At 69.4% G+C, this 24,648-nt stretch carries 21 protein-coding genes and 1 pseudogene; 6 read left to right on the forward strand and 16 right to left on the reverse strand.

Annotation, left to right across the window (positions count from 1 at the left end; translation table 11 throughout):
- Positions 1-11 precede the first annotated feature (11 nt).
- The 4 genes from M5C96_RS13130 to M5C96_RS13145 form a co-directional block, all read right to left on the reverse strand.
- Complete coding sequence (locus tag M5C96_RS13130) at positions 12-1,118, reverse strand: cell division protein FtsZ (protein WP_272569534.1); 1,107 nt, start codon at positions 1,116-1,118, stop codon at positions 12-14.
- A gap of 28 nt (positions 1,119-1,146) precedes the next feature.
- Positions 1,147-4,671: a chromosome segregation protein SMC gene (smc, locus tag M5C96_RS13135; RefSeq protein ID WP_272569535.1), complete on the reverse strand. Its 3,525-nt coding sequence runs from the start codon at positions 4,669-4,671 to the stop codon at positions 1,147-1,149.
- 210 nt (positions 4,672-4,881) lie between these two features.
- Complete coding sequence (locus M5C96_RS13140; protein ID WP_272569537.1) at positions 4,882-5,214, reverse strand: YnfA family protein; 333 nt, start codon at positions 5,212-5,214, stop codon at positions 4,882-4,884.
- 76 nt (positions 5,215-5,290) lie between these two features.
- Positions 5,291-8,443 (reverse strand): bifunctional diguanylate cyclase/phosphodiesterase, encoded by a 3,153-nt coding sequence (locus tag M5C96_RS13145; protein WP_272569538.1) that lies wholly within the window; start codon positions 8,441-8,443, stop codon positions 5,291-5,293.
- Between the two features lie 240 nt (positions 8,444-8,683).
- Here M5C96_RS13145 and M5C96_RS13150 point away from each other — a divergent pair, with 240 nt between their 5' ends.
- On the forward strand, positions 8,684-9,154 hold the full coding sequence (locus M5C96_RS13150; RefSeq protein WP_272569539.1) for a CopD family protein: 471 nt from the start codon (positions 8,684-8,686) through the stop codon (positions 9,152-9,154).
- A 60-nt stretch (positions 9,155-9,214) separates the two neighbouring features.
- Positions 9,215-9,613 (forward strand): VOC family protein, encoded by a 399-nt coding sequence (locus M5C96_RS13155; RefSeq protein WP_272569540.1) that lies wholly within the window; start codon positions 9,215-9,217, stop codon positions 9,611-9,613.
- A 216-nt stretch (positions 9,614-9,829) separates the two neighbouring features.
- Here the strand turns inward: M5C96_RS13155 and M5C96_RS13160 are convergent, their stop codons facing one another.
- The 3 genes from M5C96_RS13160 to M5C96_RS13170 form a co-directional block, all read right to left on the reverse strand.
- Positions 9,830-10,174: a DUF3325 family protein gene (locus M5C96_RS13160; RefSeq protein WP_272569542.1), complete on the reverse strand. Its 345-nt coding sequence runs from the start codon at positions 10,172-10,174 to the stop codon at positions 9,830-9,832.
- Positions 10,167-11,849, reverse strand: a complete 1,683-nt coding sequence (locus tag M5C96_RS13165; protein ID WP_272569543.1) for a PepSY-associated TM helix domain-containing protein — start codon at positions 11,847-11,849, stop codon at positions 10,167-10,169. Before M5C96_RS13165 ends, M5C96_RS13160 begins: the two co-directional genes overlap by 8 nt.
- An 87-nt stretch (positions 11,850-11,936) precedes the next feature.
- The gene (locus tag M5C96_RS13170) at positions 11,937-12,236 is read right to left on the reverse strand and encodes an iron uptake protein (protein WP_272569545.1); all 300 of its coding nucleotides are present in this window, start codon (positions 12,234-12,236) and stop codon (positions 11,937-11,939) included.
- Between the two features lie 177 nt (positions 12,237-12,413).
- Between M5C96_RS13170 and M5C96_RS13175 the strand changes: the two genes are divergently transcribed.
- Entirely contained in the window at positions 12,414-13,085 is a 672-nt protein-coding gene (locus M5C96_RS13175; RefSeq protein WP_272569546.1) for a hypothetical protein, read from the forward strand.
- A gap of 41 nt (positions 13,086-13,126) precedes the next feature.
- Here M5C96_RS13175 and M5C96_RS13180 read toward each other — a convergent pair whose 3' ends face one another.
- Positions 13,127-14,392 (reverse strand): SLC13 family permease, encoded by a 1,266-nt coding sequence (locus tag M5C96_RS13180; protein ID WP_272569547.1) that lies wholly within the window; start codon positions 14,390-14,392, stop codon positions 13,127-13,129.
- A 244-nt stretch (positions 14,393-14,636) separates the two neighbouring features.
- Between M5C96_RS13180 and M5C96_RS13185 the strand changes: the two genes are divergently transcribed.
- Both M5C96_RS13185 and M5C96_RS13190 read left to right on the forward strand, forming a co-directional pair.
- A complete protein-coding gene (locus M5C96_RS13185) occupies positions 14,637-16,472 on the forward strand; it encodes an ABC transporter ATP-binding protein (protein WP_272569549.1) in 1,836 nt (611 codons plus the stop codon).
- A gap of 234 nt (positions 16,473-16,706) precedes the next feature.
- Positions 16,707-16,859, forward strand: coding sequence for a hypothetical protein (locus M5C96_RS13190; protein WP_272569550.1), 153 nt, complete (start codon positions 16,707-16,709; stop codon positions 16,857-16,859).
- Positions 16,860-16,991: 132 nt separating this feature from the next.
- Here M5C96_RS13190 and M5C96_RS13195 read toward each other — a convergent pair.
- The 7 genes and pseudogenes from M5C96_RS13195 to M5C96_RS13225 form a co-directional block, all read right to left on the reverse strand.
- Positions 16,992-17,919 (reverse strand): annotated as a pseudogene (locus M5C96_RS13195) (NAD(P)/FAD-dependent oxidoreductase).
- Entirely contained in the window at positions 17,909-18,370 is a 462-nt protein-coding gene (locus M5C96_RS13200; RefSeq protein WP_272569551.1) for an Rrf2 family transcriptional regulator, read from the reverse strand. The pseudogene M5C96_RS13195 and the gene M5C96_RS13200 overlap by 11 nt, the downstream one beginning before the upstream one ends.
- Before the next feature lie 77 nt (positions 18,371-18,447).
- On the reverse strand, positions 18,448-19,008 hold the full coding sequence (locus M5C96_RS13205) for a sugar O-acetyltransferase (RefSeq protein WP_272569553.1): 561 nt from the start codon (positions 19,006-19,008) through the stop codon (positions 18,448-18,450).
- Positions 19,009-19,156: 148 nt separating this feature from the next.
- Positions 19,157-19,480 (reverse strand): helix-turn-helix domain-containing protein, encoded by a 324-nt coding sequence (locus tag M5C96_RS13210; RefSeq protein WP_272569554.1) that lies wholly within the window; start codon positions 19,478-19,480, stop codon positions 19,157-19,159.
- Between the two features lie 31 nt (positions 19,481-19,511).
- On the reverse strand, positions 19,512-20,825 hold the full coding sequence (locus tag M5C96_RS13215) for a type II toxin-antitoxin system HipA family toxin (protein ID WP_272569555.1): 1,314 nt from the start codon (positions 20,823-20,825) through the stop codon (positions 19,512-19,514).
- A 113-nt stretch (positions 20,826-20,938) separates the two neighbouring features.
- Positions 20,939-22,228 carry a M20/M25/M40 family metallo-hydrolase gene (locus M5C96_RS13220; protein ID WP_272563644.1) on the reverse strand — a complete coding sequence of 430 codons (1,290 nt, stop codon included), beginning with the start codon at positions 22,226-22,228 and terminating at the stop codon, positions 20,939-20,941.
- A gap of 90 nt (positions 22,229-22,318) precedes the next feature.
- Positions 22,319-23,206, reverse strand: a complete 888-nt coding sequence (locus M5C96_RS13225) for a LysR family transcriptional regulator (protein ID WP_272563645.1) — start codon at positions 23,204-23,206, stop codon at positions 22,319-22,321.
- A 98-nt stretch (positions 23,207-23,304) separates the two neighbouring features.
- Between M5C96_RS13225 and M5C96_RS13230 the strand changes: the two genes are divergently transcribed.
- Positions 23,305-23,733, forward strand: a complete 429-nt coding sequence (locus tag M5C96_RS13230; protein WP_272563646.1) for a nuclear transport factor 2 family protein — start codon at positions 23,305-23,307, stop codon at positions 23,731-23,733.
- Here the strand turns inward: M5C96_RS13230 and M5C96_RS13235 are convergent.
- Positions 23,720-24,646, reverse strand: a complete 927-nt coding sequence (locus M5C96_RS13235) for a LysR family transcriptional regulator (RefSeq protein ID WP_272563647.1) — start codon at positions 24,644-24,646, stop codon at positions 23,720-23,722. The genes M5C96_RS13230 and M5C96_RS13235 overlap by 14 nt on opposite strands.
- Between the last annotated feature and the right edge of the window lie 2 nt (positions 24,647-24,648).

Genomic DNA, 24,648 nt, shown 5'->3' on the forward strand with positions numbered 1-24,648 from the left:
TGACCGGCCACTCAGCTGAACAGGCGGCGCGCCAGCAGCGAGCCGGCCGACAGCTCGCGGCTGTCGAGCTTGTCGTACAGCAGTTCCAGGTCGGCGGCGATGGGGTCCATGGTCATGGCGGGCAGCGGCGTGCCGTTCTGGTCGCACAGGGCGCCGTCCATGGCCTCGCCCAGGGCGGCGGCCACTTCGCGCAGGCGCGCGAACGGCTGCTCGGAGCGGTGCACCTGGGCCACGTCCAGGCTCAGCGTGATGTCGCGGATCGCCGACTGCTCGGGGTCGTCGGACAGCGCGAACTGCGTGTCGTATGCCAGCGTGAGCACGGGCGGCAGGCCCGGGCCGCTGGCGGGCAGCACCAGCCGGCCGGGAATGGGCCCGGCCGTGAAGCCCACGCGCACCGCGTTCTGCTGCACGTAGCCCGGGCTCCAGGCGGCATGGCGCGCCCGCAGCACGAAGGCCAGCTGGGCATCGTGGTCGCCCGCGAACTGGTCCAGCTCGCGGGCACGGGCGACCTCGTGGAGCATGTCAGGAAAGTCGGCTGAGGCGTTGATGGCGTCGGCAAAGCCCTGGGCCTTCACGACGAACTCCGAGAACTCGATCTCGTTGAGCGCGCCCACCCGGTTGGCCAGTTGCACGCCGGCCTGGAAGTGGCTGTAGCGCTGCCCGGGCACCGGGGTTTCCCATTGCTGGGTGGATTCGTTGAAGCCCTCGATGGCGAAGGCCTTGCTGCCTGCACGGCGCGTGGGCGGCAGGGCCGCCAGGGCCGCGTCGCCCGAGACGATCTGCTCGGCCACCAGTGGGGCGATGGCGTCGATCAGCGGGTCCAGGCCGCCGCGGCGCTCGGCCGGCGGCACGGGCAGCTGCAACGCATCGCGCAGGTCCACGGTGTGGCCGTCGAAGGACGGCTCCGTGCCGGCGCCGGGCGTCCCGGCGGCGTCCACCGGCGCGCCGCCGGCGTCGAACGCCGGTTCCTGGCGCAGCGCGGGCTCGGCCGGGGCATCGGGCTCGGCCGGTTTGGCACGCTTGGGGGCGTTCCGGTGGGCGGACCAGGCGTTGAAGGCGACGATGGCCGCCAGAACGACGCCGCCCGCGATGATGAGGCCGAGTTGGAAGTTGCTCATGGTGAAAAAACGTGCGGCTTCTGGGGGTTCAGGCATCGGCCATGGACAGCGCGGACTCCATGTCCACGGCCACGATACGCGAGACGCCCTGCTCCTGCATGGTCACGCCGATCAGTTGTTCGGCCATTTCCATGGCGATCTTGTTGTGGCTGATGAAAAGGAACTGCGTGCCGCTGCTCATGCTGGACACGAGCTTGGCATAGCGTTCGGTATTGGCATCGTCCAGCGGCGCGTCCACCTCGTCCAGCAGGCAGAACGGCGCGGGGTTGAGCTGGAAGATGGCGAAGACGAGCGCGATGGCGGTCAGGGCCTTCTCGCCGCCGGACAGCAGGTGGATGGTCTGGTTCTTCTTGCCCGGCGGCTGCGCCATCACCTGCACGCCGGAGTCGAGGATTTCGTCGCCGGTGATGATGAGGCGCGCATTGCCGCCGCCGAACAGCTCGGGGAACATGCGCCCGAAATGGCCGTTCACCGTCTCGAAGGTGCCCGAGAGCAGCTCGCGGGTTTCGGCGTCGATCTTGCGGATCGCGTCCTCCAGCGTGTTCATGGCCTCGGTGAGGTCGGCGGTCTGCGAGTCGAGGAAGGTCTTGCGCTCACGCGCGAGGTTCAGTTCCTCCAGCGCGGCGAGGTTGACCGCGCCCAGGGCCGCGATCTCGCGGTGCAGGCGGTCGATCTCGCTTTGCAGGCCGGCCGAGCGCACGCCGCCGGCCTCGATGGACTGCGCCACCGCCTCCAGGTCGGCCTGCGCGTCGGCCAGCAGCGTGGTGTATTGCTCCAGGCCCAGGCGCGCGGCCTGCTCCTTGAGCTGGAATTCGGTGATGCGGGCGCGCAGCGGATCGAGCGCGCGTTCCAGCTGCATGCGGCGCTCGTCGCTCGCGCGCAGCTTGGCGGTGAGGTCGTCGTATTCGCTGCGCTGGGCGCCCAGGGCTTTCTCGCGCTCCATCTTGAGGTCCAGCGCCTGCTGCAGGCCGCCCTGCGCCGCGGCGTCGGACAGCCGAGCCATCTCGTCGCGGGCGCGCTGCTGCTCGTCGGCCAGCGCGCGGGTCTGGCTGCCGGCCGTGTCCAGCGTGCGGGCGAGTTCGGCCCGGCGCGCCTCCAGGCTGCGGCGCGAGAACGTGGCCTCCTGCGCCTGGCGCTCCAGGCTGCGCTGCTGCTCGCGGCATTCGGCGAGCTTGCGCTCGGCGGCGATCACGCGCTCGTCCAGCTGCGCGTGGCGCTCCTGGCTGTCGGCCAGCTGCATGTCCAGCTCTTCGAAGCGCGCCTCGGCCGTCACGCGGCGCTCCTGCAGGTCGGCCAGCTGCGCCTCGACCTCGGCCAGGTCGGCGCCGATCTGCTCGCTGCGCGCGCGGGCCTGGTCGGCCAGCTGCGTCAGGCGCAGCGTTTCCACCTGCAGTTCGTGGGCGCGGCTTTGCGCCTCGCTGGCTTCGCGGCGAGCGGCCACGAGGCGCTGCGAGGCGTCCGCGTAGGCCGATTCGGCGCGCACCAGGGCCGTTCGCGACTCGTCGCTGATGAGGGCCTGGGCGCGCAGTTCCTTTTCGAGGTGCTCGATCTCCTGCGCGCGGGCCAGCAGGCCGGACTGTTCGGAGTCCTGGGCATAGAAGCTCACGCTGTGCGCGCTGACCGCGTGGCCCGTGGGCACGTAGACCACCTCGCCGGGTTGCAGCGTGGGGCGGCGGTTCAGGGCCTCGTCGAGCGTCTGCGCGGTGTAGCAGCCCTGCAGCCAGTCGGTGAGCACGGCGCGCAGGCCCGCATCGCCCAGGCGCAGCAGATCGGACAGGCGGGTGGCGGCGCCGGTGGGCTCGGGGATGCCGGCGGGCGGCGCGGTGTAGAAGGCCAGCCGGGCCGGGGGCGCATCGTTACCGCCCGCGCCGAGAAAGCCTCGCACGCTGTCCAGCCGGCTGACTTCGAGGGCGCCCAGGCGCTCGCGCAGCGCGGCCTCCAGCGCGTTCTCCCAGCCGGGCTCGATGTGGATGCGGCTCCACAGGCCCTGCAGGCCGTCGAGGCCGTGGCGCGCCAGCCATGGCTGCAGCTTGCCATCGGTCTTGACCTTCTCTTGCAGCGCTTTCAGCGCCTCCATGCGTGCCGACAGATCGGCCTGGCGGGCGCTTTCCACGTTCACGGCCTGCTGGCGGGTGCGGCGGTCTTCGTCCAGCTGCGGCACGGATTCCTGCAGTTCGGCGAGCCGGGCCTCGGCCATTTCGGCGCCCTCCTGGGCGGCATCGAGCTGGCCGCGCAGGTTGACCAGCCGCGCCTCGTCGGGCGCGGCCAGCGCGTTGCGGTCGGTGCGCAGGCGTTCGTGGCGGGCATCGAGCTGGCGGCTTTGCTCGTCGATGCTGCGCTGCTCGGCGGCCAGCACGCCGATCTGCTGCTGCACCTGCACCACGGCGCCGCGCTGCTCGTTGGCGCGCTGCTGGCCCTGGCGCAGCGCCTCTTCGAGGTCGGGCAACTGCAGGGCCTGTTCTTCGACCTGGGCGGCCAGCAGTTCGGCACGCTCGTCGGCGTCCACGCCGGCACCGGCGAGGTTCTCCATCTCGTGTTCGGCCTCTTCCTTGCGGGCCGACCACTGCGCGATCTGCTCGGCAAGCTGGGCGAGGCGCAGCTCCACGCGCTGGCGGCCCTCGACCACGTAGCGGATCTCGGCCTCCAGGCGGCCCACTTCGGCCGTGGCCTCGTAGAGCTTGCCCTGGGCCTGGTTGACGTGGTCGCCCGCGGCATAGTGCGCCTGGCGGATGGTTTCGAGGTCGGATTCGACCGAGCGCAGGTCGGCCATGCGCGATTCGAGGTCGTTCACGGCCTGCAGGCCGTCGGCGCGCACCTTCGCCTGCTCGGCCTCGGCATCGGCGCGCTTCAAGAACCACAGCTGGTGCTGCTTGAGGGTGACGTCGGCCTGCAGCGCGTTGTAGCGGGCGGCCACCTCGGCCTGCTTTTCCAGGCGCTCCAGATTGGCGTTCAGCTCGCGCAGGATGTCTTCGACCCGCGTGAGGTTCTCGCGCGTGTCCGACAGCCGGTTCTCGGTCTCGCGGCGGCGCTCCTTGTACTTGGAGACGCCCGCGGCCTCTTCCAGGAACAGGCGCAGCTCTTCGGGGCGCGACTCGATGATGCGGCTGATGGTTCCCTGGCCGATGATGGCGTAGGCGCGCGGCCCCAGGCCCGTGCCCAGGAACACGTCCTGCACGTCGCGCCGGCGCACGGGCTGGTTGTTGATGAAGTAGCTGCTGTTGCCGTCGCGGGTGAGCACGCGCTTGACGGCGATCTCGCCGTACTGGTTCCACTGCCCGCCGGCGCGGTGGTCGGCATTGTCGAAGACCAGCTCCACGCTGGCGCGGCTGGCCTGCTTGCGGCTGGTGGTGCCGCTGAAGATCACGTCCTGCATGGACTCGCCACGCAGCTCGCTGGCCTTGGACTCCCCCAGCACCCAGCGCACCGCGTCCATGATGTTGGACTTGCCGCAGCCGTTCGGGCCCACCACGCCCACCAGTTGGCCCGGCAGCATGAAATTGGTGGGTTCTGCGAACGACTTGAAGCCGGCGAGTTTGATGGAGTTGAGACGCACGGGTCTGTGGGCGGGCTGGGGGCGTTGGAGCGCTCAAAACGGCGCGGCCGCGCCGCCGGGCGGGCCAGCGTGGCCAAGCCCCGGATGATACCGTGCCGGGGTGGCGCGACTGCCAGGGAAACGGCCCACTCCTACAGCCGCCGCCGCTCAGAGCCAAAAATGCCTTCAGCGCAATCAGTACTAGGGCATATAGCTATCAAAAAAGTAGCATCAGCCAGCACGGGGCGCGAAGGCGATGATCGCCATGCCGGCCAGGGTGACGGCCACGCCCGCCAGGTCCCACGCGGTGGGGCGCACGCCGTCCACCGCCCAGAGCCAGCCGATGGCCACCGCCACGTAGACGCCGCCATAGGCCGCGTACACCCGCCCGGCCGCGGCCGGATGCAGGGTGAGCAGCCAGGCGAACAGCGCCAGGCAGGCGGCGGCCGGCACCAGCAGCCAGGGGCTCGCGCCCTGGCGCAGCCACAGCCACGGCAGGTAGCAGCCCACGATCTCCGCCAGCGCGGTGACCGCGTACAGCGCCAGGGTTTTCAGCTCGAACATGGGAGGGCTCGGAACGATCGGCAGGGGCCGGCGGACCCGCAGGCGTTGCGGAGTGGCCGGCGCCGGCCGGTGCCCCTCACACGATCAGCGGGCTCTGGCCCGCGGCGTGGTCGATCACCAGGCGTTCGAATCCGTCCACCGGCAGCGGCGGGCTGAGCAGATAGCCCTGCCACACGTAGCACTGGTTGCGCGCCAGGAAGGCGCGCTGCGCCTCGGTCTCCACGCCCTCGGCGATCACGCGCAGGCCCAGGCTGGTGCCCAGGGCGACGATGGTGCGCGCGATGGCGGCGTCGTTGGGATCGGTGAGCACGTCGCGCACGAAGCTCTGGTCGATCTTCAGTTCGTCAAGCGGCAGGCGCTTGAGGTAGGCGAGCGAGGAATAGCCCGTGCCGAAATCGTCGAGCGAAAAACCCACGCCATAGGCGCGCAACTGGGCCATCTTGTCGATGGTGTCCTCCACGTCCTGCAGCAGCAGGCTTTCGGTCATTTCCAGTTTGAGCCGGCGGCCATCGGCGCCGGTGCTCGCCAGCGCCGCCAGCACCTGGCCCACGAAGCCGCTCTGGTGGAACTGGCGCGCGCTCACGTTGACCGACAGGCCCAGGTGCGAAAGCGCCGGCCGCTGCGCCCACCGCGCCAGCTGAGCGCACGCCGCCTGCAGCACCCATTCGCCCAGCGGCAGGATGAGTCCGGTCTCTTCGGTCAGGGGAATGAAATCGGCCGGCGAAACGAAGCCGCGCACCGGGTGGCGCCAGCGCAGCAGCGCCTCGGCGCCGGTGATGCGGCCGTTGTCCATCTGCGGCTGGTAGAACAGCTCGAACTGCTGGAGCGCGATGCCCTCGCGCAGGTCCGATTCGAGGGCCGCGCGGGCCGCCACCGACGCCTGCATCTGCGGATCGTAGAACTGCAGGCTGTTGCGCCCGCCGGCCTTGGCCTGGTACATGGCCAGATCGGCGCGCTGCAGCAGTTCGTCCACCGTCTCGCGCACGCCCTGGAAGATGGTCACGCCCATGCTGAGCGTGCTGTGGTGGGCCTCGCCCTCCAGCACGAACGGGCGGCGCAGGGCCGCCAGGATCTTCTGGCCCAACTCTTCCGCGCGCGCGGCGGCGTCTTCGGGGCTGTCGCCCAGGTCTTCCAGCACCACCACGAACTCGTCGCCGCCATGGCGCGCCACGGTGTCTTCGGTCCGCACGCAGTCGCGCAGCCGCAGCGCCACCTGGCGCAGCAGCATGTCGCCGCGCTCGTGGCCCTGGGTTTCGTTCAGGGTCTTGAAGTTGTCCAGGTCGAGCATCAGCACCGCGCCGCAGCGCTGGCTGCGCGTGCTGGCGGCCAGGGCCTGCTGCAGCCGGTCGAGCAACAGCCGGCGATTGGGCAGCTGGGTGAGCGGGTCGTAGTAGGCGAGGTAGCGGATCTCTTCCTCGGCCGCCTTGTGCTGGCTCATGTCCACCACGGTGATGAGGCGGTCGTCGCCCAGCGCCACGCCGGCCAGGTCCACCGTGCGCAGTTGCCCGCCCTTGCAGGTGATGGCGTGCTCGCGCGGCGCGACGGCCTCCTTGCCGGGCGGCTCGGCGCACACGGCCAGCCAGTCGGCGATGGCCCGCTCGCGCTGCGCCGCATCGGGAAACGCCAGGCGCCACCAGTCGTCCACCGTGGGGGCGTCCTCGGCGGTGTAGCCGCAGATCTGCACGAAGCGCTCGTTGCGAAAGCTCACCCCGCCGTCCTTGCGCACCAGGCACACGCCCACGGGCAGGCGGTACAGGATGCCGCGCAAGCGCAGTTCGCTGTCGCGCTGGCTCTCTTCCATCTGCTTGCGCTCGGTGATGTCCTGCACCACGGCGATGGAATGGTTGGCGGGGTTGCCAGGCATGGGCATGGGCGACACCGTGAGGTCGGCCCAGATGACGCGCCCGTCCTTGTGGAAGTAGCGCTTTTCGTAGCGGAACTCCTCGATCAGCCCCGCGGCGATCTGCTGCATCAGCGACTCGCTGGCGACCAGATCGTCGGGGTGCGTGATGTCGCCCACCGTCTTGGCCGACAGCTCGGCCTCGGTGTAGCCCAGGATGTCGCAGAACTTGCTGTTGGCCCGCACGAAGCGGCGGCTGGTGGCCTCGACCTGCGCCACGCCCACGGCGGCCTGGTTGAACAGCGCGCGAAAGCGCTCTTCGCTCTCGCGCAGGGCCGAGCCGGCGGCGGTGGCAAAACTCACGGCCTGGGTGCGACGGCGCACCAGCAGCGTGATGAGCGCGGACAGCAGGGCCGTCACCAGCAGGCCGCCACCGCCCATGATCGCCGGCAACTGCGCCTCAGAGCGCGACAGGAAGGGCAGCAGGGGCTGGAAGGTGAGCCGCCAGCGCCGGTCGTGCACGCGCAGCTCGCGTTCGTAGCGCTCCACGGCGGGCCGCACGCCGCTCTCCAGCGCCAGCAGCGGCCGCTCGGAGGACGCAGAGGCATCGCGCACCGAGCCGATGTCCCGCACCGACATGCCCACGCCCCGCAACTGGCCCTCGGACTGCAGGGCCTTCACCATGTCGTAGAAGCGGATCGTGGCGGCCACCGAGCCGACGTAGCGGCGCACGCCGCCCGCGCCGTCGTCGAACACGGGCAGCCGGATCACGAAGCCGGCGCGGTTGTCGCGCTCCTGCAGCAGATCGAACGGCTCCGAGGCCACGATCTGCCCGGTGTCGCGGCTGTAGCGAATGGACGCCATGGTGGCCGGCAGCGAGCCGACATCCAGGCCCACGACGTACTCGTTGCCCGCGATGGGCCAGATGTAGTCGGCCACGTGGTATTCCGGCCGGTCTCCGGGCGGGCGGATGGCGAACGTGGACGGAGCGCCCGTTCGCGCGAGGTCATCGGCGCGCACCCGGGCCTCGTAGGCCTCCTTGTCGGCATGCGGCACCAAGCGGGTGAAGGCCACGTTCTTCACGCCGGGATAGTGCTGGGCAAGGCGCAATTCGCGCGCCGCGTGCTCGAAATCGGCGCGCGCCAGGCGCGGGTTGACCAGGAACAGGCTGCGCAGGCCCACCACCAGTTCGGTGTGCGAGGCGATGCGGCTCTCCAGCGCCGTGGTGAACGAACGCGCCTCCTGGGTGAACCGCTCGCGCGCGATGCGCGCCACCGAGTCGCTCTGCTGCTGCCACAGCGCCCAGCTGGCGGCGGTGCCGACCAGCGCGCAGAGCAGCCCTGGCAGCCAGGGCCAGCGTTGCAATCGCAGTGCTTTCGGAAGCGTCATGGGCAGATGGAGGAAATCCCGGGCGCGGCGCGGGGAATCCGTCCACGATAACCCACGAGGATAGCCACAATCGACGTCGGTTTTGGCGTCAATAGCCTTCATGTTCTTTTTTGTAACAATGGCTCGGCTATTTTCCATAGCCATTTCCGTGCGCGCGCCGGTGTTGGCGCCCTATCCTCTCGCCCAGGCGCCGTGCCTGGGCGCCCGTCCCGGCTCCCGAACCCCTCAGAAAGTTGCCCCATGCTGTACAACGCGCTCCAATTGGTCCATGTCCTGGCGATCATCGTGTGGCTGGGGGGCATGGCCTTCGCCCATTTCTTCCTGCGCCCCGCGGCCCAGGCGCTGGAGCCAGCCCAGCGCGTGGCGCTGATGCACGGCGTGCTGCAGCGTTTTCTGGGCGCGGTGCTCGTGGCCGTCGTGCTGGTGCTGTCCAGCGGGCTGTGGATGATCGGCAACGTCGCCCGTGCAGCGGCGCAGTCGGGCGGCCGATTTTCCATGCCGCTGTCGTGGACGATCATGGCCACGCTGGGCATCGTGATGATGGCCCTGTTCGGCCACGTGCGGTTCGCGCTGTTCAAGCGCCTGCAGCGCGCGGTGGCGGCGAGCGACTGGGCCGCCAGCGGCCAGGCGCTGGCTTCCATCCGCACCTGGGTGGGAGTCAATCTGGCGCTGGGGGTGATCGTGGTGGCGGTGGTGTTCCTGGTGCGGTGACAGCCGACCCTCTGCCCGGCACAATCGCCGCTGCCCATAACCACACAGAGGGAGTCCGAGATGAGCCGACCCAAATCCGGCGCCGTGATTTTCGCCAGGGACTTGCCCAAGGTCGCCCGTTTCTACGAGGTGCTGCTGTCCATGCGGCTGGTCGAGCGGCAGCCCGGCCACATCGTGCTGGAGTCGGACGATGTCCAGCTGGTGGTGCACAGCATGCCCGCGGCGGCACGGTCCGCTGCGGGGGCAGCCTCGTCGTCCACGCCCCCGGCCCGCAGAACCGAAGTGCCCGTCAAGCTGTTCTTTGCCGTTGACAGCCTGGCCGCCACCCGTGAAGCCGCGGTGGCACTGGGTGGCGGGCTGAGCCCCGCGCAGCGCGAGTGGGAAGCCCGCGGCTTCCGGGCCTGCGACGGGCACGATCCGGAAGGGAACGTGGTGCAGTTCAGGGAAAGCGCCGGATAGCGCGGCGTGCCGGCAGACGAAAGAAAGAAAGAAAAGCCCCGAGGGATTTAAGCCACGCCTAAGTTGGCGCCGCAATCATGGCACCCAGGCAGCCCGCTTTGATTGATCTCCTCCTCCCTCCTGGGCTGTCTTTTCCAACCCGCTTCGGCGGGTTTTCTTTTTTTGCACGGCGTTCGCGCGCGAGCGTGAAACAGGCAGGAAGCCTGCGGCCCCTGGTCAGCCCCTGGCGGCGTCTGCCCCGCGGACTCGCAGCCACGGAACCAGAAGACCTAGCACGCGCGGGCGCCACGCCAGCGTGAAGGCGATGCACAGCGCCGCGCCCGCCAGCGCCATCACCCAGACCAGCGAGGCCATCGAGCCGTGGTCCACGCTCAGGCACAAGGCCAGCGATCCCGCCAGCGCGGCGGCACCGGCCCAGCGCAGCCACGCCACGGTGCGCCGGGGCTGCGGCACGCCATCGCCCAGCGCCTGTGCCCAGTGCACCTCCATGGCCAGGGCCAGCCAGCCCAGACCGGCCCCATTGGCGGCCAGCGCAGCCAGCAACAGCAACGCGTCAAGCACGGGTGGCCTCCGGCACACCCTGCGCGGCGCGGGCCTGCGGCGCGGCGGCGCCCAGCGCGCGGCGGCGAAGCCTGCGCGCGGCCACCACGGCGAGGGCCGCGCTGGCGAGCAGCGCCAGGTCCATGCCGGCCACGGGCCAGTAGCCGTTGGCGATGGTGCGCAGCAGGTGGTCCCCGGTCGTCGCCCAGTTCAGCAGCACCGCCGCCACCGCCAGCGCAGCAGCGGCCCAGCACTGCTCGTTCCAGGCCGGCGCCATGCGGGCCTGCGCCACCGGGGCCGTGCGCCACACGCCATGCAGGAAGGCCAGCACCCAGACGCCCCAGAACACGGCTTGCTCCCAGCTGCCCCGGCCCGGCAGATCGGTCGGCAGCACCCGGTTGCCGATCAGCATGGAAAAGGTGGCGATGAGCATGCCGGTCACGGTGGTCACCGCGAAGGCGTCCACCCAGCGCGCGCCGGAGAGGCCTTGCCTGGCGTGCTGGCGCTTGCGCTTTTCCACGAAGAAGATGAAGCCGGTGGCGATGCACACGCAGCCCGACAGGCCACCCAGCACGTACAGCCAGCGCAGCAGCCAGTGCCGGAAATGCTGCAGGTGCAGGCCGGTGAGGAAATTGTTGATGCCCGCGACCGCCGTGGGCGGCGGGTCTTCGCGCAGCACCTCGCCGGTGGCGCCCTTGAAGTGGATGCCCTCGCCCGTGAGCGTGACGCGGTCGGTGCCTGCGCGGAACACGCTCACGTAGGCATTGGCATCGCCCACGTGCTGCACGTTCAGGTAGCCGACCTCGCCCGCCATGCCCTTGGCGGCCCAGCGACGCTGGGCCTCGGCCACCATGGCGTCCACCGAGGCGAGCGTGCCGGGCGTGCCCGCGCGCTTGGCCGGCAGGCCGGTCTCCAGCGCTTCGTGCTGCTCATGCAGTTCGTGCAGCGGATGCAGCTGGGTTTCGGTGACGGGAAAGTAGATGCCGCCGAAGATCACCAGGCCCGAAAGCGCGAAGATGAAATGGAACGGCAGCGCCACCACGCCGGTCAGGTTGTGCAGATCGAGGGCGCTGCGCTGGGTGTGCTTGCGCGGCCGGAAGGTGAACATCTCGCGGAAGATCTTGCGGTGCATGACCACGCCGCTGACCAGCGCCACCAGCATCATCAGCGCGGCGAAGCCCACGATCCAGTAGCCCAGGCTCTTCCATTCCAGGTGCAGGCTGTAGTGCAGCGGGTAGAAGAACCGGCTGCCGATCTTGAGGTGGTCGTCCGGCAGCGGCTGGCCGTTGCGCGGGTCGATGGTGCGCGTGCCCCAGACCTGGTCGTCCGCGTCCTTGGCGTTGGGCAGGGCGAAGCTGGCGAACATGCCGAGCACCGGATCGCGGTGGGTGGTGTAGGCGCCCCAGCTGTTCACCACGGGAAAGGTGTCGGCCAGCGGGCCGTTCACCCGGCTGCGCGCCGCCTCGAGGTTGGCGGCATCGGGCCGCGTCATGGCTTGGAAGGCTGGCTGCAGCACGCGGTCGAACGACGGCATGGGCTGCGGGGCGAACCGGGTTTCAGGAATGGCCCAGCGGTCGATCTCGCGGTCGAACACCGACAGCGAGCCGAAGAAGAAAACGACCATGAGCACGAAGCCCAGCACCAGGCCGAACCAGGTGTGCAGCCAGGCCATGGTGAGCCGAAAGTTCTGGAACACGGGACAAATGCCTTTCCGCTAAAGACAGCACAGACAGGACCGACACGGCAACGGGACGGACACGAAAACCGCCGGCACAGGGGCCGGTCAGATCAGGGCCATCTGCACCAGCGACGCGGTGCCGGCCATCAGGGCGCCGCCCCCCGCCAGCACCAGCCAGACGCGGCCGAGCCGGGAATCCGAAAAGGCCCACAGGAAGGCCACCAGAAACACGATGAAGCCCACGATGTAGCCCATGGCCTCGGCATCGTGGAACGGCATGCCTGCCGCGAATGCCAGGCCCACGCACAGCGCGATGAATCCCCAGGTGAACGCGTAGCCGCCCAGCATGCCGGCCGCGATGCGCGAGACCACATGCAGGCGGGACGCTGCAGTGCTGCCAGCCATCGTTTGCCTTGATTTCAAAATGCGATTAGTTCTCAATTATGCCTGCGGATGTTTTCCCCGAAAACCCATGCGCGGCATGGGCCCACCCTGCCGGACCGGACTGTCGCGCCAGCCGGCTATGCTCTGCGCCTTGCCCTGCCCGGCCTTCTTCGCACCTTCTTCGCCTCTTCCTTGCTTATGTCACGTGCCCGCCTCACCCTCCTGACCCTGCTGCTGGCCATGCTGGCCGCCATCGCCGCCACGGCCTGGTGGGTGGCGCAGGGCCGCATGCGCGCTGCGCGCGCGCAGGTCGCGCAGCTGCAGCAGGAGGTGAGCCAGAAGACCGAGCAGTTGCTGGGCTACACGCGCTACACCGACTACCTCACGGTGGGCAAGCAATCGCTGTCGGAGCAGATGAAGCTCATGGCGGCCACCGTGGTGCGCGAGGAAGGCACCACCCAGATCGTCGAAAAATCCGTGCTGGGCCTGGCCTCCACGGGCGTGGTGGCGATCTGGTACTCGGCCGAATACTCGTTCGGCTACGACCTGCGGCCCCAGAGCTACGAGCTGCGCAGCACCCCGGCCGGCATCGAGATCCACCTGGCCAAGCCGACGCTGGTGGCGACCCCGGCCATCAGCCAGTTGCGCCACCGCGTGCTGTCGGGCGGCCTGCTGACCGACAACAAGGGCGCGGTCATCCGCCTCACGCAGGAGGCGTCGCAGCGCGCGGCCAAGCAAGGCGCGGCCATGGCATCGGACCCGGCCGTGATGGCGCTGTGCGAAAAGAGCCTGATCGCGTTCCTGTCGGATTTCCTGGCGCGCCAGCCCGGGGTCAAGGCCGTGCCGCGCATCACGGTGGTGTACCGATAGGCCTTCGGGCAACAGCCGGAGGGCCGCTTTGGCACAGCCGGTCAGCGCAGCGCGACGTGCGTGATCCACAGGGTGAGCAGCGCCGCGCCCAGCCCCAGGGGCATCACCCAGGCGCCCAGCCGCAGGAACTGCCAGCCACTTACCGATTCGCCCTCGCGCCGCAATGCGGCCAGCCACAGCAGTGTGGCCAGCGAACCGGTGATCGACAGGTTGGGCCCGATGTCGATGCCCATCAGGGCCGCAGCCCGCATCGACGGCGAGGCGTTCGCGGCATCCAGCGCCGCCCCCGCCAGCAGGCCGGCGGGCAGGTTGTTGACCAGATTGGCGGCGATGCCCAGCAAGGCGCCCACCCCCACGTCCGCGCCGCCCGGCCAGGCCGTGGCCACCTTGCGCAAGGCATCGGCCAGCAGCCCCACCACGCCGGTGTACTCCAGGGCCTGCACGAACACGAACAGTCCCGCCACCAGCGGCAGAACGCTCCAGGACACCGAGCGCACCGTGGGCCAGACAGCGCTGCCGCACCCGATGCGCAGCAGCGCCAAGGTCACCAGGGCCGCCCCCAGCGTGGGCCAGCCCAGCGGCACCCACAGCCACGCGCAGGCCACCAGCACCACCACCGACACGGCCAGGCCGGCGGCCGCCAGGGCGCCGCCGCGGCTCAAGGGACTGGGAGGCACTTCGGTGCGGATGGTGGCGTCGATGCGGTGGCGCAGCGCGAACCGCAGCGCCAGGAAGGTCGCGGCGATGGACGCCAGCGAAGGCAACGCGAACAGCGCCAGCCACTGCGGCAGCGGCGGCATGTGCCCGCCCCAGAGCACCAGATTGGCCGGGTTGGAGATGGGCAGCACGAAGCTCGCCGCATTGGCGACGAAGGCGCAGATGAACAGGTAGGGCAGCGGCGAGGCACCCACCGCGCGGGCCACGGCGAACACCGCGGGGGTCAGCACCACCGCGGTCGCGTCGTTGGACAGGAACACCGTGACCAGCGTACCCACCACATAGACCCAGGTGAAAAGCCGGCTGCCCGAGCCGCCGGCACGGCGCGCCGCCAGCGCCGCCAGCCAGTCGAACACGCCTTCGCGGCGCGCCATCTCGGACAGCAGCATCATCCCGGCCAGGAACAAGTACACGTCTTCACCGCGCAGCACGCCCTTCCAGGCCTGGCTGGCCGGCAGCAGCCCGAAACCCACCAGCGCCAGGGCACCCGCCACGGCCCAGACCGCTTCGGGCAGGCGCCAGGGACGAAGTATGACCGCACTGGTCGCCACGGCGACCACGCCCCAAATCCACTGCTGCGGTCCAAGCATGAAAGCCTTTTTTCCAAAGATTGATCGACGGCAGGAAAGAGGGCAAAAGAAAGAGCGCCCAAGACACGGGCGGCGCGCCTGCCGTTCGCCCCGGCCGCCCTGCGGGGGGATTCTATGCAGCGGCCCGAGGCGCAACACGTCGGACACGATCGAAGGATCGGGATGGCGAAACAGCCGCGCCAAGACCCCGCGGGCACACGGCCGACCGCAGCCCCTTACGATGGCGGCCCAAGGAGTTGAGCCTGTGTTTGAGTTTTTCGAAAAGCGACTGCCCCCCTACCCCGGCAACGAACCCACCCTGCCCCCCAAGGATTTCATGGCCTTCGTGTGGTCCGGCACACGCGGGCTGCGCCGCTACGTGGTGATGATGGCGGGCCTGTCGGCCGCCATCGCGGTGTACGAGGCCCTGCTGTTCGCCGTGCTGGGCCACGTGGTGGACTGGCTCACCCAGGTGAGCCCCGCGGCGCTGTGGGCCGAGCGCCGGGGCACGCTGGCGCTGGTGATCGGCATGCTGCTGGGCAGCATCGTGCTGGTGACGGTGCAGACCAGCGTCAAGCACCAGACGCTGGCCATCAATTTCCCGCTGCGCCTGCGCTGGAACTTCCACCGGCTGATGCTGGGCCAGAGCATGGCCTTCTATGCCGACGAGTTCGCGGGCCGCATCACCACCAAGATCATGCAGACGGCCCTGGCCGTGCGCGACATGATCTTCACCACGACCGACGTGGTGATCGGCATGGGGGTGTACCTGTTCACCATCCTGCTGCTGGCCGCCGGCTTCGACCTGCGGCTGCTGGTGCCCTTTCTGCTGTGGATCGTCTGCTACGGCCTGGCGTGCTGGTACTTCGTGCCGCGCCTGGGCCAGGTGGGCAAGGCGCAGGCCGACGCGCGGTCGGTGATGACCGGGCGCATCACCGACGCCTACACCAACATCGCCACCGTCAAGCTCTTCTCGCATACCCGGCGCGAGGCCGAGTTCGCCCGCGCGGCCATGGATGCGTTCAAGCACACGGGCTACGCGCAGATGCGCCTGGTGAGCCGTTTCGAGATCGTGAACCACATCCTGATGGTGGCCATGATGATGGGCGCATGCGGCACGGCCCTGTGGCTGTGGTCGCTGGGCCAGGTGGGCGCGGGCGCGGTGGCGGCCGTCACCGCGATGGCGCTGCGCGTGTCGGGCCATGCCCACTGGGTGATGTGGGAGATGACCACGCTGTTCGAGAGCGTGGGCACCATCCAGGACGGCATCAACACCCTCACCCGGCCACGCACGGTGGTGGACGCGCCCGATGCGCGCCCCCTGGCCGTGCCGCGCGGCGAGGTGCGGTTCGACAACGTGACCTTCGCCTACCAGGGCGGCAAGCCGGTCATCGACCGCTTGAACCTCACCATCCGGCCAGGCGAGAAGATCGGCCTGATCGGCCGTTCGGGCGCCGGCAAATCGACGCTGGTGAACCTGCTGCTGCGCTTTCACGACGTGCAGACCGGCCGCGTGCTGATCGACGGCCAGGACATCGCCCACGTGACGCAGGACAGCCTGCGCCAGGCGATCGGCATGGTCACGCAGGACACCTCCTTGCTGCACCGCTCGATGCGCGACAACATCCTCTACGGCCGGCCCGACGCGAGCGAGCAGGACCTGCACGCGGCGGCCCTGCGGGCACAGGCCGCGGACTTCATCGACACGCTGACCGACCTGCAGGGCCGTCGCGGCTACGACGCCCACGTGGGCGAGCGCGGCGTGAAGCTCTCGGGCGGCCAGCGCCAGCGCGTGGCCATCGCGCGGGTGATGCTCAAGGATGCGCCCATCCTGCTGCTGGACGAGGCCACCAGCGCGCTGGACTCCGAGGTCGAGGCCGCCATCCAGCAGAGCCTGGACGGGCTGATGCAGGGCAAGACGGTGATCGCCATCGCCCACCGCCTGTCCACCATCGCCGCGATGGACCGCCTCATCGTGCTGGATGCCGGGCAGGTCATCGAAGAAGGCACGCACGCGCAGCTGCTGGCACAGGGCGGTGTGTATGCCCGGCTCTGGGGCCACCAGAGCGGCGGATTCCTGGGTGAGTCGGAAGAGGACTGAACGCGGCGCGCCGGAGCCCTGCCTCGACAGGGCTCCGGCGCAGATTCCACGCCGGCAGATAGCTATCATTCATATAGCAATCTGGCAACCATGTCCGAGCGCATTACCGGAGGTTACAGGTCGGCGGCGCCGTGCTCTTTAGACTCGCTCCTTTCCTTGCGCAATGCGGTTGACGCCACATGCCGCACCTTCCCTCCCCTTCCTACCCATTCATCACTCTTCAGAGGGAATCCCATGTCCGTTGCATCCATTCTCGGCATCTCGATCGGCGCAGGCGTCGGCACCTATTTTTCGCTCAAGAAAAACCCCATGCCGCAGGGCAAGCGCGTGCTCATGTGCGTGGGCGCCGGCGTCGTCGTTTTCGTGCTGCTCAAGATCATTCTCTGAGCGGCGCGGTGGCCCCGCGCTGCGGTAGCGGGGCCTTGCAGCCATGGCGAGGCGGCCGCCACAGCGCCGCCGCACTCCCCTTCCTCCCCTCTAACTTCCCACGCTTTCAGGCCGTCCTCCGGCGCCCGGGCATCACGTCCCGAACACCAGCGCCTTGTGCAGCCAAACGCCCGCCATCAGCCCGTTGGCGGATGCCAGCGTCGCGTTGTGGCCCGGCATGGCCGCGTCTCCCGCGGCGAACACACCGGGCACCGTGGTCTGCTGCGTGGCATCGGTGCGGATCACCAGGCCGGCCGGCCCCTCGTCGAAGGCGCAGCCCAGCTGCTCGGCCAGCGGGCTGGCCATGTGCGTTCGCGGCGGCACGAACAACGCCTGGATCGGCACCCGGCGCCCGGCGGCCATCTTCCAGGCGCACGCCCGACAAGGCGGGCGCGTCCCCTTCCAGGCCCGCAATGCGCGCCGGCTCGATGGCGATGCCGCGGGCAGCCAGTTGCGCCAGCGATTCGGCATCGGGCGCCTCGTGGCCATTCAGGAACAGCGTCATCGGGCCCCAGTCGGCCACGAGCAGCGCGTGGTGCACCGAAGCGGGCGCGGCGTACAGAGTGCCCAGCGGTCGGCCACCGACCTCGTAGCCGTGGCAGTACGGGCAATGCAGCACGGTGGCACCCCAGCGCTCGCGCAGGCCGTCGACGGCAGGCAGTTCGTCCCGCACGCCGGTGGCCAGCAGCAGCTTGCGCGCGGCCAGCGACTCGCCCGAATCCAGTGTCACGGCGAATCCACCGTCACCGCCCTCACCTGCCGGGCCGATGGCTCGGGCCTGCGTGGCCGTTCCCGCCTTGAACGTGACGGACGGATAGGCCAGGAGCTGGCGGCGCGCCAGCGCGATCATGTCCTGCGGCCGCTCGCCGTCCTGGCCAAAGAACCCGTGCGACGCCGCCGCGAAGCGGTTGCGCGGCGCGCCCGCATCCACCACGCACACGCTGCGCCGTGCGCGGGCGATCTGCATGGCGGCGGACAGGCCGGCAAAGCTGCCGCCGATGACCAAGGCATCAAACCGCATGGGACACCTCCTTCATCGACAGGCCACTCTGGGCGAAGCGGCGGTGGAAATCGCGCGACAGATCGGCCAGGGTGATCTGCTCCAGGCGCGCCAACAGCAGCGCCTCGGCCTCTCGATAAGTGCCGTCGAGCGCGGCGTTCACCGCCTGCTCCACCAGGCATTCCGGGCGCTCGGTGCGGTGGCCGACTGCGAGAAACGGCGGCTCGCCCACGGCGCGGTGGATGTCGGCCAGGCTCACCTCCTCCAGCGGGCACGACAGCACCCACCCGCCGCCATGGCCCTTGGCCGAGGCGACAAAGCCCGCCTCGCGCAGGCCCGCCATCACCCGCCGCACGACGACGGGATGCGTGTGCATGGCCTGGGCCAGCGATTCGGAGGTGGACGGGGTGTCGTTCTCGGCCATGTGCAGCAGCACGTGGAGAACGCCGGATAGCTTGCTGTCTTGTTTCATGCAACATTATTGGTTGCATGAAAAAGATCTGGCAAGCGAAGGGGCATGCGAGGCGGGCGTCTCCCCGCGCCGGTGTTTCAGCCCTGGCGCGGCGGCAGCACCCTGGCCGGGTTGCCCACCACGGTGGCGCCGACAGGTACATCGCGCGTGACGACGCTGCCCGCGCCGATGATCGCGTCGTCGCCCACCGTCACGCCGGGCATCACCAGGGCGCCGGCGCCGATCCACACGTTGCGGCCGATGGTCACCAGGCGGCCGAACTCCAGGCCCTGGGCCCGCTCCTGCGGCGACCGCGGGTGGTCCGCCGCGAGCAGTTGCACGCCCGGCCCGATCTGCGTTCCGTCACCGATGCGCACCTCGACCACATCCAGGATCACGCAGTTGAAGTTGAGGAACACCCCCGTGCCCAGGTGGATGTTGAAGCCGTAGTCGCAGTGGAACGGCGGTCGCACCACGGCCCCCTCGCCCACCGAGCCCAGGTGCTCGGCCAGCAGCGCGCGCCGCTCGGCGGGGTCTGCGGCCAGTGCCGCGTTGTAGCGCACGAGCCAGCGTTTGTTGGCCGCTATGTCGGCCTGGAGTTCGGGATCGCCGGCGTGGTACAGCCGGCCGGCCAGCATGTGTTCTTTCTGTGAGGTCATCGGGCCATTGTGAAGGCGCCGCAGGCGCAGGCGGTCGCCCGGGCGACCCCGTGAAGGGGTTAAAGCCAAAATGGCCTCCAGCACAATCAACACTATGGCATATAGCTATTAAATTGATAGCAAACAGAATGCCGCACGCTGTGACCCGTCAGGCAAGGGGGCCACCGCCGTCGTCCGGCGCCACGGGCTCCACCGGTGCCCGCACCACCCCCAGCCGCAGGCCGAGCACGCCCAGGATGCGGTTCATCGTCTGCACCGTGCCCGGGCTGCGGCCCTGCTCGATGTCCTGCAGCGCGCGGTGCGAGATGCCCGCCAGTCGCGCCAGCTCGGCCGAGGTCAGCCGCAAGGTGCTGCGCAGGTGGCGGATGGACTCGCGCAGGGTCCATTGCGGGTGGTCCAGCAGGTCCTGCACGGCCTGGCGGCGCAGCAGCAGTTGCTGTGCCAGTGGAAGGGGGGTGTAGCGTTTGTCCATGCGAAAGAGGCCCGCTTTTTAAGTGTTCAGGTCACAGGGCCTGCAGCGCCTGCACCTGGGCCGCGATGGCGGGCTGCAGAAAACGGTGCACCTCCGGCTCCAGGCCGAAGCCGCCGCCGTCGCGCGCCACTGCTTCCAGGGGGCCGGCCAGGTCCCGCAAGGCCTGGGCTAGCGGGGCGCGCGGCAGTGCGCATTCCGCGGCGACGGTGTCCAGCACCCGGCGCCAGTCCGGCGCGCCGTCGTCGCCCACCGCCCAGCGGATACGACGCGCGATGCCATCGGGGTGCAGGTACATGGGCGCGAAGTCGAACACCGGCGTGAGGGCGATGCGCCCGTCAAAGCCGCGCTGCACGGCCGTGTTGCGCGCGTGGTTGTCCTTGTTGCCCAGCGCCAGGTTGGCCACGTCGCGGCGCAGGTACTCCGCCACTTCGGCAGCAGGATCGGTGCACACGCGGGCCAGTTGGCGGCACACCTCCTCGTGCGAGGGCACGGCGCCGAAGCCCGCCCGGCCGGTGAGCGTGGCGATGCTCTCCTGCGCCAGCCGCACCACGCCGCAGCCCTGCCCCGAGCCCTGCGCCGCGTCGCCGGCGATGCGGTCGAAGCGCGGAATGAAAAGCGCCCGGTCGCGCAGCACCAGCGGCGCGTGAACGCGCAGTCCCAGGTCCCGGGCGATGTCCATGTAGGGCGCCTCGTGCCGCAGGATGGCCGCGAGCCGCTCGTTCATGCCGCGGCCGAACTTGACGATGAAATGCGCCGCCGCCTCGCCATCGGGCAGCGAGTGGTCCAGGTGCAGCAGGCCATCGCTGGCCGAGCGCGTGAGCAGCACCTTGGGCCATTCGCCCTGCACGCCCGACGATCCGGCCACGAAAAGCCCGTGGCGGCCCAGGTAGTCCATGAAGTCGGACGACCGCTCGGCCACCTCGGCATCGGTGAAGCCGCGGCGCGGTCCGGTGCGCGCCTGCAGCCAATCGGCCGCCTCTTTCACGCGCAGGTGCCCGATGGGGTTGCCGGCCCCGGCCAGCAGCAGCGGCCAGTCGGCCACGGCTTCCGACGCCTCGGGCAGGCCCAGCTGGCGCAGCAGCTCTTCGCGGCCATGGCCCTGGGGCAGCAGGTCCGCCAGAAAGCCGGGCCACTGGCGCAGCTCCAGCGGCTCCAGCCCGGTGGCGAAGCCGCTGGCCAGCGCCCAGGCATCGCGCCGGCCACCGTGCTCGACAGCCCATTCCACCGCATACCCGGTGTAGCTGGGCGTGCGCCAGCCCTGGGCGGAATCACCCAGCAGCAGGACGCTGGCGGCGTCGTGCCACCGGCCTTGGGCGTGGATTTGGAGCGTGCATTGCGGCTGCATATGCACAGAAATATATCAATATTGCTGCGATTTAGCCATGCAATATGGATAGTTTTCTGCCAAAAATGGATAATTGCGGAGCGGAATCTTCCTTGTCCCGCGACGCCATCGGCTTACTTGAGCACTCCGCGCGAAATGTCCATCACCATGCGCGTGGCCAGGTACAGCCGGGGCACGATGGTGTCGATCTGCACGTACTCGGCGTTGCTGGAATGCGCCCCATAGCCCGACAGGCCCATGCCCTCCACGACGGCGCCACGGGTCTTCAGCGCGGCGAACGCGGCGTCGGTGCCGCCGCCGGTGGCCTTGTCCAACACGTTCAGGGGCAGGCCCAGTTCCTGGTAGATGGACTTGCCGTGGCCGGCCACGCGGCGCGAGGCATCGGAGGCCTCCAGCGGCGGGCGGCGCACTTCGAACTTCACCGACACCTTGGATTCGGGCAGCAACTTGGTCTGCACCTTGGCCCGCAGCTCTTTTTCCAGCCCGTCGAAGTCCGCCACGCGCAGGGCGCGGGCATCGGCCTGGGCCGTGGCCTCGGCAGGAATCACGTTGCGGTTGGTGCCGGCCTGGGCCACCGTCCAGTTCAGTTTCAGGCCCTGCTCAGGCTGGGACAGGTCCTTGAGCTGTAGTAGCTGGTGCGACAGCTCGTAGAGCGCATTCACGCCCTTTTCGGGCGAGGCACCGGCGTGCGAGGCCCGGCCCTGCACCGCCAGGTAGGCCGCGCCGATACCGCTGGTGGCCAGGCGCAGGCTGCCGTCCGTGCCGCCGCCCTCGAAGGAAAACACCGCATCCTGGTCGGCCGCGACGCGGGTGATGGTGCTGCGCGCGCCGGGCGAGCTGATTTCCTCGTCGCCGTTGATCAGTACGGTGAGCGTGCCGTACTCGTTGAAGCCGAGCTTTTGCAGCAGGCCCACGGTGTGCAGGATGGTGGCCACGCCCTGCTTGTCGTCCGCGATGCCCAGGCCGTAGGCCTTGCCGCCATCGATGCGAAAGGGCTGGTCCTTCAGCATGCCCTTGAGATACACCGTGTCCATGTGCGCGATGAAGAGGATCTTCTTCGTGCCGGTGCCCTTGAACTCGGCATGCACCGCCGGGCCCACCTTCTCGGGCGTGTCGTCCAGGCGATAGATGTCGGTGGGCTGCAGGATCTCGACGGTGCCGCCCTGTGCCTTGAGTTGCCCGGCGATCAACGCGGCGATCTGGTTCAGGCCCTCGATGTCCTTGCTGCCCGATTCGATGTGCACCAGGTCGCGCAGCGTGTCGAGCAGCGGCTGCTGCTCTTTCTGCGCCAGGGCGTGCACATCGGCCACCGGTGCGGCCTGCGCCAGGGTGCCGGCGAAAGCCAGGGACAGGAGTGCGATCAATGGGCGCACGAACAATGGAGGGGTCTGCGAGGAATGCATGGTGGCACCAGTGAGCATGAATGGGAGAAAAGCCATTATGGGCCGCTGCAACAAAAGCTTCACACCCTCTGATTTCTTGCAATATCCCATTCAAGCCCAAGACTGCTGCAAGGAGGGATCGGGTACGGCCCACTGCGGATCGATGCGCGATGGCCGGGAACGCAGTTCGAACAGCCACATGCCATACAGCGGCAAGGCCTCGGTGAGTTGAAGCGCCTTGACCACCGGCGTTGCGGCGCCGAGCAGTGCCGGATGGGGCACGACGGCCAACAGCTCGGATTGCCCCACCAGATGGAGCATGCTGGCGAAATCGGGACAGCGCACCGCGACCTTGGGCACAGGCATGCGGCGCACGCGGTGCGCCTCGGTGAGCACATCGACGGGACCTTTGACGCTGGGCCCGACGCAGGCCCACGCGGCACCCTGCAGCTCTGCCAACGTTCGGGCCCGTGCCAGGGAATGGCCGCGGCGGGCATAGACCTGCGGCTGCAACTCGTAAAGCAGGCGCTCGGCCAGGTCCGGGTGCGCAAATTGGCGAGGCTTGGGCGCGATGACCGCCATCGAACCGCCCCTGCAGCAGTCCGGCGAGCAACGCGCCCTCGTCCGCCGTCGCCATGTCGAGGCAGCGCCGGGGATGGGGAAGGCACCAGCGCGCATACAGCACGGGCCCCAGACCAGGGCGGCGGATGGCGTCAGCCCGACGCGCAGCACATTCCGGTCGGGCGCAGGCAGCGGCTCCAACCCCAGCGCCCCCATGCGCTGCCCCAGCGACGACGACTGTGCCGCCACCGATCGCGCCAGTTCGGTCGGCACATAACGGCGCCCCGAACGGACCAGCAAAGGGGCGGGAAAGTGCGCCTGCAGCGCCTTCATTCCCTGGCTGATGGCAGGCTGGGAAACGCCACAGGCCTGCGCGGCCCGGGCAAAAGAGCCGTGCTCGACGACCGACCGAAGGTATTGCAGATGGCGCAGATACATAAGCACCCTTTATGTATTGGCACCGATTGTGGCTTGCCGGGCAGCGCCGGGGCCGCCAAGCTACGGCGATCTACCCAGCGACCCAACAAGGACACCGCATGACAACGCACCCGCTCGACACCGTCAAGGCCTACCTGGGCCACCTCCACGCCAGCGATACCGAGGGCCTGATCGCCTGCTTCGAAGACGACGGGCTCGTGCACTCGCCTTTTCTCGGCACCGTGGGCGCCCGCGAATTCTTCCACCGGCTCGCGCAGGCTTCGAATGGCAGCGTGATCACCGTGCTGGACCTCTTCGCCTCGGTGGCACCGCAGGACGGCGGCGCCGTGCGCATCGCGGCCTACTTCCGCTACGACTGGACTTTGAGCGACGGCCGCGAGGTGACCTTCACCTGCGTCGATGTCTTCACCTTTGACCCAGGCAGCCCACGCATCCGGGCCATGCAGATCGTCTACGACACGCATCCCCTGCGCGAACAGGTCGGCGACAAATACGCACCGGCACCGCCGCCGACTACAGCAGCGTGACGGCCTTGAGCGCAACGAAGCTCGTCTCGCGGATCACGCCCACGAAGTCCTGCAGGTAGTGCCGGCCCGACAACTGCGGCAGGCAGGCCGCGTGCAGCTCGCCCATCAGGCCCTGCTCGCCCACGGGCCGGGCGGTGACGTAGCCGCGGTCCAGATAGCTTTGCACCGCCCAGAGCGGCAAAGCCGCCACGCCGCGACCGCTGGCCACGAGCTGCAGCATGGCGACGGTGAGTTCCGTGGTGCGCCGGGGCGGGCGGATGCCGGCGGGCTCCAGCACCTGGCGCACGATGTCCAGCATCTCGTCAGGCACCGGGTAGGTGATGAGGGTCTGGTCGGCGAAGTCCTGCGCGGCCAGCCACGGCTTGTCGGCCAACGGGTGCCCGTTGGCCAGCAGCGCGCGGATCTCGAATCCGAACAGCGGGTGGTGGTCGACTCCTGCCTCGTCGCCGTCCACCTCCGACACGATGGCCAGGTCGGCCCGGTCCTGGTGCAGCAAGCCCACCGGATCGGCGTGAAAGCCGCTCACGATGTCCATCTCCACCTCGGGCCAGCGGCTGCGGAAGGCGTCCATCGCGGGCATCAGCCAGTCGAAGCAGGTATGGCATTCCACGGCGATGCGCAGTTGCCCGGCCGAGGCCATGGACAGCCGCGCCACGTCGCGCTCGGCCGCCTCCACCTGGGGCAGCAAGGCGTCGGCCAGCGCCAGCAGCCGCGTGCCGGTGGCGCTGAACTGTGGCGGCACGGACTTGCGCTCGAATAGGGGCGCGTTGTAGCGGTCTTCCAGCAGCTTGATCTGATGCGACAGGGCCGACTGGGTGAGATTGAGCAATTGCGCTGCGCGCACCAGACTGCCGCTGTCGCGCAGGGCGGCCAGGGTGCGCAGGTGGCGGATTTCCAGAATCGACTGGTTCATTA

Origin of the sequence: Acidovorax sp. GBBC 1281 (assembly GCF_028473645.1) — a bacterium.
In the GTDB taxonomy this organism is placed as follows: domain Bacteria; phylum Pseudomonadota; class Gammaproteobacteria; order Burkholderiales; family Burkholderiaceae_C; genus Paracidovorax.